8 protein-coding genes are annotated in these 5,373 nt (G+C 62.9%); 3 read left to right on the top strand and 5 right to left on the bottom strand.

All coding sequences use genetic code 11. The features are described 5' to 3' along the window. Nucleotides 1-465 (top strand): HAD hydrolase-like protein (locus JWR89_RS02735; RefSeq protein ID WP_299711515.1); only part of this gene is annotated, 465 nt, incomplete at its 5' end. Nucleotides 466-496: 31 nt separating this feature from the next. On the opposite strand, the gene JWR89_RS02730 is transcribed toward JWR89_RS02735, so the two are convergent. Continuing rightward, nucleotides 497-634: a hypothetical protein gene (locus JWR89_RS02730; protein WP_265078647.1), complete on the bottom strand. Its 138-nt coding sequence runs from the start codon at nucleotides 632-634 to the stop codon at nucleotides 497-499. A gap of 215 nt (nucleotides 635-849) precedes the next feature. On the opposite strand from JWR89_RS02730, the gene JWR89_RS02725 reads away from it, so the two are divergent. Continuing rightward, nucleotides 850-1,140 (top strand): GNAT family N-acetyltransferase, encoded by a 291-nt coding sequence (locus JWR89_RS02725; protein WP_299711513.1) that lies wholly within the window; start codon nucleotides 850-852, stop codon nucleotides 1,138-1,140. Nucleotides 1,141-1,276: 136 nt separating this feature from the next. On the opposite strand, the gene JWR89_RS02720 is transcribed toward JWR89_RS02725, so the two are convergent. From JWR89_RS02720 to JWR89_RS02710, 3 genes are all read right to left on the bottom strand, one after another. Then, nucleotides 1,277-2,065, bottom strand: a complete 789-nt coding sequence (locus tag JWR89_RS02720) for a fumarylacetoacetate hydrolase family protein (RefSeq protein WP_299711510.1) — start codon at nucleotides 2,063-2,065, stop codon at nucleotides 1,277-1,279. Nucleotides 2,066-2,101: 36 nt separating this feature from the next. Beyond that, nucleotides 2,102-2,881, bottom strand: a complete 780-nt coding sequence (locus JWR89_RS02715; RefSeq protein ID WP_299711508.1) for a substrate-binding domain-containing protein — start codon at nucleotides 2,879-2,881, stop codon at nucleotides 2,102-2,104. Nucleotides 2,882-3,006: 125 nt separating this feature from the next. Beyond that, on the bottom strand, nucleotides 3,007-3,384 hold the full coding sequence (locus JWR89_RS02710) for a DUF3597 domain-containing protein (protein ID WP_299711506.1): 378 nt from the start codon (nucleotides 3,382-3,384) through the stop codon (nucleotides 3,007-3,009). A gap of 268 nt (nucleotides 3,385-3,652) precedes the next feature. Between JWR89_RS02710 and JWR89_RS02705 the strand changes: the two genes are divergently transcribed. Beyond that, the gene (locus JWR89_RS02705; RefSeq protein ID WP_299711504.1) at nucleotides 3,653-4,471 is read left to right on the top strand and encodes a lytic murein transglycosylase; all 819 of its coding nucleotides are present in this window, start codon (nucleotides 3,653-3,655) and stop codon (nucleotides 4,469-4,471) included. 121 nt (nucleotides 4,472-4,592) lie between these two features. Here the strand turns inward: JWR89_RS02705 and JWR89_RS02700 are convergent, their stop codons facing one another. Beyond that, complete coding sequence (locus JWR89_RS02700) at nucleotides 4,593-4,853, bottom strand: hypothetical protein (RefSeq protein ID WP_299711503.1); 261 nt, start codon at nucleotides 4,851-4,853, stop codon at nucleotides 4,593-4,595. Between the last annotated feature and the right edge of the window lie 520 nt (nucleotides 4,854-5,373).

The following is a 5,373-nucleotide window of genomic DNA, read 5'->3' as shown; positions in this document are numbered from 1 at the left end:
GGCGTCGCCAGATGGCGGATCCCGCTGATTGCGCGCGACATGCGCAAGCGGAAATCGCAACAGATCGACAGCATCCCGCTGTTTCCCGGCGTCGATCGCATGTTCGGCGAATTGAAAGCGCGCGGCGTTACCATCGCCATGGTCAGCTCCGATAGCGAGAGCAACGTCCGCCACGTGCTGGGCGATCTCGCTCGGCACGTGAGCCATTTCGCCTGCGGCGCCGGGCTGTTTGGCAAGTCGGCAAAATTCCGGCGTATCCTCGACCGCACCGGCATCCCGGTCGATGATTTGATTTCGATCGGCGACGAAATCCGCGACATCGATGCGGCACGCGAGGCCGGCATCGATTTCGGCGCGGTGTCGTGGGGCTATACGAGCGCGACCGCCTTGAAGGCGCGCGCGCCGAATTTCATGTTCTCGCGCATGGACGACATCATCGTCGCGCTGACCGGGCCGCGGGCCTGAACCTGCGCGGTCCGGATATCCGCTGCACGGACTAGCGCAGCCCCGTCCCCTTGCACCTCTGGCACGTCACCACCTTGTCGCCCTTCTTCAGCAATCCCTTGCCTTCGCAGTTTTTGCACTTCTGCTTCTTCTTGGTGTTGGGGCCTTTTTGGTTGGGGGCGTTGCTCATGGTGTTTCCTGACGAGGTGGGCGGCCCGCGGGCCCGGCCCTTGCAATGACAAACGCGCCAGAGGGGGCGCGATGAATCACCCTAGCATGCGCCGTCGGGCCACGGGCGGCGATTTGCCACCTGGCGGAAGCCTGGCGCCGGCCGGCACCGCGCTTGCAAAACTCCGCGATCATGCCGATCTATCGGGGATCGATACTGCCCGCCAGGAATGCCCTATGACCGACGCCCTCACCGCTTCCGTTGTCCGAGACGACAAGGCCAACGACCGCTTCGTGCTCGACGTCGACGGGTCAGTGGCCTTTGCCAATTACCGGCTGACGGGCGACCGGGTGATCATTACCCACACCGAGACGCCGCCAGCTTTGCGCGGCCGAGGTGTCGCATCAGAGCTGGTGAAGGGCGCGCTGGAGCTGATCCGCGCCGATGGCCACAAGGTGGTGGCCGGCTGCTCGTTCGTCTCGGATTACCTCGACCGGCATCCGGAAGTGGCCGATCTGGTGGGCTGATATTCCAACACCGGCCTCTCCTCCGTCATGCCCGGCGCTATGCCGGGCATCCACGTCCCCGCGGAACATCGTGGATGGCCGGGACATCTAGCGAAGCCGCGCTTCGCGCTTTAGCCCGGCCATGACGGCGCGATCCTCAAACGATCTTGATCGACATGTCCGGCAGGCCCTGCAGCTTGCACAGCAGCACGTCGCCCTTGACCACCGGGCCAACGTTTTCCGGCGTGCCGGAATAGATGATGTCGCCGGCCTTCAGTTCGAACGCTTCGGAAAGCTTGGCGATCTGCTCGGCGACGCTCCAGATCATCTTGTCGAGATCGGAATTCTGCCGCACCGTGCCGTTCACCGACAGCGAGATCGCGCCTTTTGAAAAATGCCCGGTCTTGCTGACCGGATGGATCGGCCCGATCACCGCGCCATGGTCAAAGCTCTTGCCGATCTCCCACGGCTTTTTCTCTGCTGCCTGGGCGTTCTGCAGGTCGCGGCGCGTCATGTCGAGGCCAAGCGCGTAGCCGTAGACGTGCTCCAGCGCCTTGTCCGCCGGGATGTTGGTGCCGCCGGATTTCAGCGCCGCCACCAATTCGACCTCGTGATGATAGTTCTTGGTCAGCGACGGATAGGGATGATCGGCAACGCTGCCTACGGCGACGTTCTGGATCGCGTCGGTCGGCTTTTGGAAAAAAAACGGCGGCTCGCGGGTCGGGTCGGAGCCACGCTCGATGGCATGCGCGGCGTAGTTGCGGCCAATGCAGTAGATCCGCCGCACCGGAAACACGTCGGTCTCGCCGACGACGGGAATCGTGATCGTTTCCACGGCAAAGAGTGCCTTCGGTCCGGCCTGGGCTTTTGCCGGCTGGTTCACGGCAGCGCCGGCCAGCGCCAGCGTGCCGGTGGTCAGAATCGTTCGGCGGTCGATGGGGTTCATGGTGTTTCCTCGATAGGTTTTGTTTTTGCTCTTGGTCTATTTGGTCGGCGTAACGCGGTCGATCGGCTCCATTCCCTTGGCGGCGGCTGCCTCGCGTCCGGAGGCGCCCTGCAGCAGCGCGATCAGCGCCTGCGCCGCCGCATGGTGCGCGGGATCAGCCGAAAGCGCGGCTGAGTATATCGTATAGTTCTGGATCTCGCGAGGCAGCGGCCCGACCAGCACGACGCCCTTGACCGGCAGCAGTTCGCTGATCTGCTGCACTGCGATGTCGGCCTCGCCGGATACCAGGCGCTCGGCGGAATAGCCGCCATTTACCAGCACCGCCTTGGCGCGGATCTCGGCGCCGATCCCCATCTTGTCGATCAACCCGTCGAGATAGATGCCGCTGCTGCCACCGGCCGCGGGATTGATATAGGTGACGTGCCTCGCCGCCAGCAGCGCCTGCTTGAAAGCTTCCACGGTGCCGATGTCGGGCTTGGGCGCGCCCTCCTTCACCGCCACGCCGACACCGACGCGCGCCAGATCAGTGTCTACTCCGCCGAGTCTGCCGGACGGCCGCGTGCTGGCCAGCGCCGCAGGCGATGCGATCAAGAGGTCGAAGGCCTCTCCACCGGTGACGCGCTTGACAAGATTGCCAACCGTGTCCTGTTCGACGGTGACTTGATGGCCGGCGGCCTCGAACGCCGGCAGTACCGCCATCAGGACCTGCTTGAAGGCGCCGGCGGTGAGGACCTTCAGGCTGTCCGCGCGCGCCGCGCCGGGCAGCGCGATCCAGGCCATCAGCACCAGTACCAGCCGCGAGTGTTTCATCATCATGACAATTTATTACTCTGTGAATGCCGGCCCGGCCGTAGCGCCGCGGACAGATGAGACCATGCACGATGGCCGTCAAGAAAAAAGGCCCGCGCGAATGCGGGCCTTCGTTGATGCGCAAAGCAAGCTTAGTGCTTGATGTCCGCTGGCAGCTTGCCGCCATTGGCGGCGAGCTTGGCCATCATCTGCTTGTGCAGCCAGATGTTCATGCTGGCGGAATCGTTCATGTCGCCGGTGTAGCCGAGCTCCTTGGCGAGCTCCTTGCGGGCAGTCAGGCTGGAATCGATATCGAGCGCCTTCATCAGATCGACGATCGAGGTCTTCCATTCCAGCTTCTCGCCCTTGGCGGCGACAGCCTTGTCGAGGATCGCAGCGACATCGACGCTGTCGATCGGAGCGGCGGGTGCGCCGGCGGGCGCGGAGCCCCCGGCGGGCGTGCTGCCCGGGGTGGCGGCGGTCGCGCTGGTGCCGAAAATCGCGCTCATGATTTTTCCGAAAATGCTCATAACGTCGCTCCCAATGAACTGGATGTCTGTGTGAAGGTCTGGCGCAGCGGTTGGTTCCAGCGCGGCAGCGAATGACCGCGCACTTCGCGATTCTAGCCGGCCGCGCCGCACTTGCCAATCCACTGATCTTCGCCGGAAATCCTTGCCAGGTTGTCACATCACCTTCATGCCGGCCGAGCAGAAAGCCTTGTTTTGGCCGCGGTTGGCCGTGACATTTCGCATTGCGAAGTATCATTCGCGATCGCCAACCATGGCTGGACGAGTTCTCATGATCCTCCGCTCCCTGCTCCACGCGCTGCTGCTTGGCGCGTCGCTGTTCGTCCCCGTCTCCACCGCCTTCGCGGCCGCGGCCTGTGGCAGCGGCAGCTTTGAGAGCTGGCTGGGCGATGTCAAAACCGAAGCGCTCGGCAAAGGCATCTCGCAGCGCGCCATCGACGCCGGCCTCACCGGCGTGACCCTGGACAACAGCGTGCTGTCGCGCGACCGCGGCCAGCAGGTGTTCAAGCAGAGTTTCGAGGAGTTCTCAAACCGCATGGTGCCGCCGCGGCTGCAGCGCGGCAGCGACATGCTAAAGCGCTACGGCTCAGTGCTGGGGCGCATCGAACAGCAATACGGCGTGCCCGGCCCGGTGCTGGTGGCGATCTGGGGGCTGGAGACCGACTACGGCGTCAATATCGGCAAATTCCCGACCATCCGCGCGGTGGCGTCATTGGCCTATGATTGCCGCCGCGCCGAGCTTTTTCGCGGCGAGTTGATGGATGCCTTGCGCATCGTCGATCGCGGCGATCTCACACCTGCCGAAATGCGCGGCGCCTGGGCCGGCGAGATCGGCCAGACCCAGTTCATGCCGTCGTCCTATCTGAAGTTCGCGGTAGACTTCGACGCCAACGGCAAACGCGACCTGCTGCACAGTGCGCCCGACGTCCTCGCCTCCACCGCGAACTATCTCGCCGGCTATGGCTGGAAGCGCGACCAGGACTTCGCACCTGGCACGGCAAATTTTGCCGTTATCCAGCAGTGGAACAAGAGTGACGTCTACTCCAGGACCATCGCCTATTTCGCAGCCCAGCTGGCAAAGCAGCCGTAGGCTGTCGCCCGGGGCATCATGGCGCGGAGCCCCTTGCGACGAGGCATCCAGTCGTTGCTTGTGGTCTGTGGATTGCCTCGTCGCGTCGCTCAAGCAATGGCGGAAAGTATCCGTCTCGCGCTTACTTCATCATGCCGGCATGCATGGCCTTGGTGAGGTGCACCGCGCAGACCCCCATCTTGCCGTCAAGCATGGCGGTCTGCGCGTCCGTCATTTCCCTGTAGGCCACCCACTTGGCATCGCCGTCGGGCATCGCTTCGACGGCAGTTTCGATCTTCTGCAGATTGCTGCCGCTGCAGCCTTCCATGCGGGCGGCCGAAGCCGGCACCGCGGCGAACGCCATGGCCGCGATCGCGGCTGCTCCCAGTAATCTTGTGATCATGTTACTTTCCCTTCGATGCAGATCCGGCAGCATTGCCGGATTCTGTGGAGAAATTGATACGTCCGTTGATGCAGCACGAAATGCCCTGCACGTTGAATTCAGCGTGAGCGCCGCGTGATGGGCACGAACTACACTTGGCTTTTTGACGATTCAGAAACGAACAGCAACGAACTTACAAAAATGTAATCCGCGCCGCGGCGCGGGAGCTTCCGATGGATGGATGCAGTTGCCGCCGTAACCTCACTGGACGACCGATTCAGTGCGATGGATGAGCCACCAAAAAAATGAAGCGAAGCGGAACCCGGGGTCGGCTCAGCAGATCATCGCCGGCCTCATGTCTACTTATCGACGATCTCCAATCGGACCGGAACTCGTCTTTCCCCTGCTCCCCTTGCCGCCGCGGCAGCCCGTGGATCATCCAAAGTCGCTTTGGCAAAGCGCCTCGTCGAAAGCGCGCTTGATCTCATCACGCCTCAAAAAATGAATTTTCCTTCATTTATATTCGATATGTGATTCGCGC

The organism is Tardiphaga sp. (assembly GCF_028290785.1).
GTDB lineage: Bacteria > Pseudomonadota > Alphaproteobacteria > Rhizobiales > Xanthobacteraceae > Tardiphaga.
The sequence above is the reverse complement of the archived record's forward strand: the minus strand, read 5'-3'. Positions and strand labels throughout refer to the sequence as shown.